This is a genomic window from Caloranaerobacter azorensis DSM 13643 (assembly GCF_900129995.1).
Taxonomy (GTDB): domain Bacteria; phylum Bacillota; class Clostridia; order Tissierellales; family Thermohalobacteraceae; genus Caloranaerobacter; species Caloranaerobacter azorensis.
Window position 1 is genome coordinate 1 of record NZ_FQXO01000120.1, and the last position, 3,944, is coordinate 3,944.

At 28.8% G+C, this 3,944-nt stretch carries 2 protein-coding genes; both read left to right on the plus strand.

From position 1 onward, the window contains the following. The first annotated feature begins 478 nt into the window (after positions 1–478). Positions 479–1,699: a NupC/NupG family nucleoside CNT transporter gene (locus BUB51_RS12185; protein WP_073198076.1), complete on the plus strand. Its 1,221-nt coding sequence runs from the start codon at positions 479–481 to the stop codon at positions 1,697–1,699. 80 nt (positions 1,700–1,779) lie between these two features. Then, entirely contained in the window at positions 1,780–3,876 is a 2,097-nt protein-coding gene (locus tag BUB51_RS12190; RefSeq protein WP_143153632.1) for an ATP-dependent helicase, read from the plus strand. Positions 3,877–3,944 lie beyond the last annotated feature (68 nt).

The following is a 3,944-nucleotide window of genomic DNA, read 5'->3' on the forward strand; positions in this document are numbered from 1 at the left end:
AATTTATTAAATCTGTTGATAAATGTATGGCTTCGTATTTTCTTATCCACAATTTCTTTTTTATTTCCTTCTCAAAAAAATGGGGAAACTTAAATTTTTTGCTTCTTAAATATTCGCAATAATTTACATGAGCTTATTGACAAAGTAAAATATTTTATGAAAATGACACTCATGCGGACGAATTTAGAAAAAACTAAATTCTTTCAAGCATTCGCTTTCATTTTCATAAATATTTAAAATATAAGTTTATAAGCAGTCTGATATACCTTTAATACAAATACTAATTACTTATCATATTCTTCCATAATTTACTTGTTTTCTACAATTAAAACGTTTGCTATAATATGTTTGGCACTATTTTTATTTTCTATTTTACTAAAATTTTTTCTTGGCAAACCAAAAAGGATTATGCTATAATAGGAAAGCGTTTCTTGTTTTCTGGAAAATCAAAAGATAAAAAATTAGAAAGGAGATACAAATGGAGAAAATAGTAAGTTTTTTAGGTATTTTTGTAATGATTTTTATCGCTTACTTATTATCCGAAAATAAGAAGAAAATTAATTGGAAACTTGTAGCAATAGGTACATCTATGCAGATTATCTTTGCTCTTTTAGTTTTAAAGTGGACACCCGGTCAGATGGCTTTTACGTATTTGAGCGATTTAGTAACGAAGTTACTTGATTTCACAAAAGAAGGAACTGCTTTCCTATTTGGTAATTTACTAAATGTAGAAAGTTTTGGTTTTATATTTGCCCTACAAATACTACCTACAATAATATTCTTCTCATCACTTATGACTATTTTATATCACTTAGGCGTAATGCAAGTTGTAGTTTCATTATTAGCTAAAGTAATGCTTAAATTGATGGGAACAAGTGGTGCTGAATCTCTATCAGCAGCTGCAAATATATTCGTTGGGCAAACAGAAGCTCCTCTTGTAATAAAGCCATATATTAAATCAATGACTAAATCAGAATTATTAACAGTTATGACAGGTGGTATGGCTACTGTTGCAGGTGGAGTTATGGCTGGATACGTTTCAATGGGAGTTGATGCAGGACACTTAATAGCTGCTAGTATAATGTCTGCACCTGCCAGCCTTGTTATCGCTAAAATAATGATTCCAGAAACAGAAACGCCAGTAACTAAAGGAAAAGTTAATCTTGAATTAGAAGAATTAGATGCAAATGTTATAGATGCTGCAGCAAGAGGTGCTAGTGAAGGTTTATCATTAGCTTTGAATGTTGGAGCTATGTTACTTGCTTTTATAGCACTAGTTGCTTTATTAAACTCATTATTAAGTTGGTTCGGTGGAATTATAGGTCTTGATTTCTTAAGTTTAGAATGGATATTGGGTAGATTATTTGCTCCATTAGCATTTATTATGGGTGTACCTATGAGCGATGTAATTCAAGCAGGTAACTTATTAGGTCAGAAAATCGTTATAAATGAATTTTTCGCTTACGCGAACTTATCAACATTAATTAAAGAAGGAGCTATAAGTCAAAGAACTATTATCATATTAACTTATGCTCTTTGCGGTTTTGCTAATTTCAGTTCAATCGGTATTCAAATCGGTGGTATCGGTGGATTAGCTCCTGAAAGACGTTCTGATATAGCTAAATTGGGTATTAAAGCTTTAATAGGTGGTTCACTTGCTGCATTCATGACAGCTACAATTGCAGGTATATTAATTTAATATAGATATAAAGCCCTGGTTATCCAGGGCTTTGTTATGTTAAAATATGAAATGTAATCTTATTCAAGGAGGAGCTTCTGTTGCAAGATAGATTTTTTCAACTTCTTAATGAAAAATTTGGGATATGTCTTACTAATCAGCAAAGAGAAGCTGTCTTACATAAAGAAGGACCAGCAATTGTTTTAGCTGTTCCCGGAGCCGGTAAAACCACAGTTCTTATATGTAGAACTTTAAATTTAATATTAAATCACAGGATTAATCCAAACAATATTTTAACAATTACATTTAGTAAAGCCACTGCTTCAGATATGAAAAACAGATTTATATCGACTTTTGGCAATATATTAAATATAAAACCTAACTTCTCGACTATACATAGTTTCTCTTATTCAGTCATAAGGTACTTTTCAAAAATAAAAGGAATAAAATATGAACTTCTAGAAGGTAATGATTCTAAAATAAATAAAAATTTATTATTGAAAGAAATCTACTATAAATTTAATAAAATACAGATTAATGATGAAAAATTAGAAGATTTGATAAACATTATAAGCTATATAAAAAACATGATGATTAAACCAGAAGATATTAACGATTTCAACAATTTTGGTATAAAAAATCTGTACAATATATTTATAGAATATGAAAACTATAAAAAAAGAGCAGGATTTATCGATTTTGATGATATGCTCACCCTTTCTCTAAACATATTAGAAAATAACCCAATTATTCTCATGCAGTGCAGAAAAAGATATCCTTACATACAAGTAGATGAAGGACAAGATACCTCAAAAGTCCAAAATAAACTAATTAAACTATTAGCATATCCTAAAAACAATTTATTTGTAGTGGCTGATGACGATCAATCTATTTATGGTTTTAGAGGGGCTACACCCCATGAACTATTAAATTTTAAAGATATAGATTATCCTGATGCAAAAATATTCTTTATGGAAGAAAACTTTCGTTCAACTAAAACTATCGTGGATATCAGCAATAAGTTTATACAATTGAATAAAATCAGGTTTAAGAAAAATTTATATACAAAAAACGAAGAAAAAGAACCGATAAAAATTATTAAATTGAATGACGAACTCGAACAAGTAGAATATATTATCAATCAACTAAAGAAAATCAAAGATTTATCTAATACTGCCGTACTTTTTAGAAATAATATATCTTCAATAGGCTTAATAGATAAACTCGAAAGAAATAATATTCCGTTCTATATAAAAGATACGAAAAAATTATATATATTTAAACATTGGGTTTGTCAGGACATAATTTCTTTTTTGAAACTCTCTTTAGACAACACAGATATGGATTCTTTTCAGAGAATATATTATAAAATGAACGGTTATATTTCTAAAAAGAGCGTCGAATATATAAAATCAACAAAACCAAAAGAAAACATTTTTGAAAGTCTAATAAATCTACCAGAATTAAAAAACTTTCAAAAAAGGAATTATATTAGGTTAAAATCTGACTTCAAATATTTATCAAAACTAAAGGCATACGATGCAATATCTTTTATAGAGAACGAACTTGAATATAGAGGATTTCTTATAGACAATTCGAGAAAATACGGCAATTCGTTCGAATATTCAAATACTATAATATCAATATTAAAGATAATTGCAAAAGAAACTAATTCTATTAACGAATTTTTAGCAAGATTAGATAGCCTATCTAAAATGCTAGAAAATGCAAGATTTAATAAAAATAATGCGGTAACCCTTTCAACGATACATTCAGCAAAAGGATTAGAATTTGAAAGTGTATATATTATAGATTTAATAGATGGAGAATTCCCTTCGTCCAGCAGTATTGAAGCATTAGAATCGAATATCATTGAACCTCTTGAAGAAGAACGGAGAATATTTTATGTAGGAATCACTAGAACTAAAAGAAATCTTAATCTGATAACTATAAATTTTAAAAATGGAGAAAGAGTACTCCCTTCGAGATTCGTTCAAGAAATAGAAGCCATAGAAAAACCTTTAAGATATGATTACAAAGTTGGAAGTACTGTAGAACATAAAAAATTCGGTAAAGGAGTCATAAAATTTATAGATGATAAAAATATTGTAATAGATTTTGAAAAGGTAGGAATAAAACAGTTATCTACAAGAATTTGTGTAGAAAAAAACTTACTTAATCGAGTAGGAGGTAGATGATTAATTCATCTACCGACCTCTCACACCACCGTACGTACCGTTCGGTATACGGCGGTTCATTAGGTTAA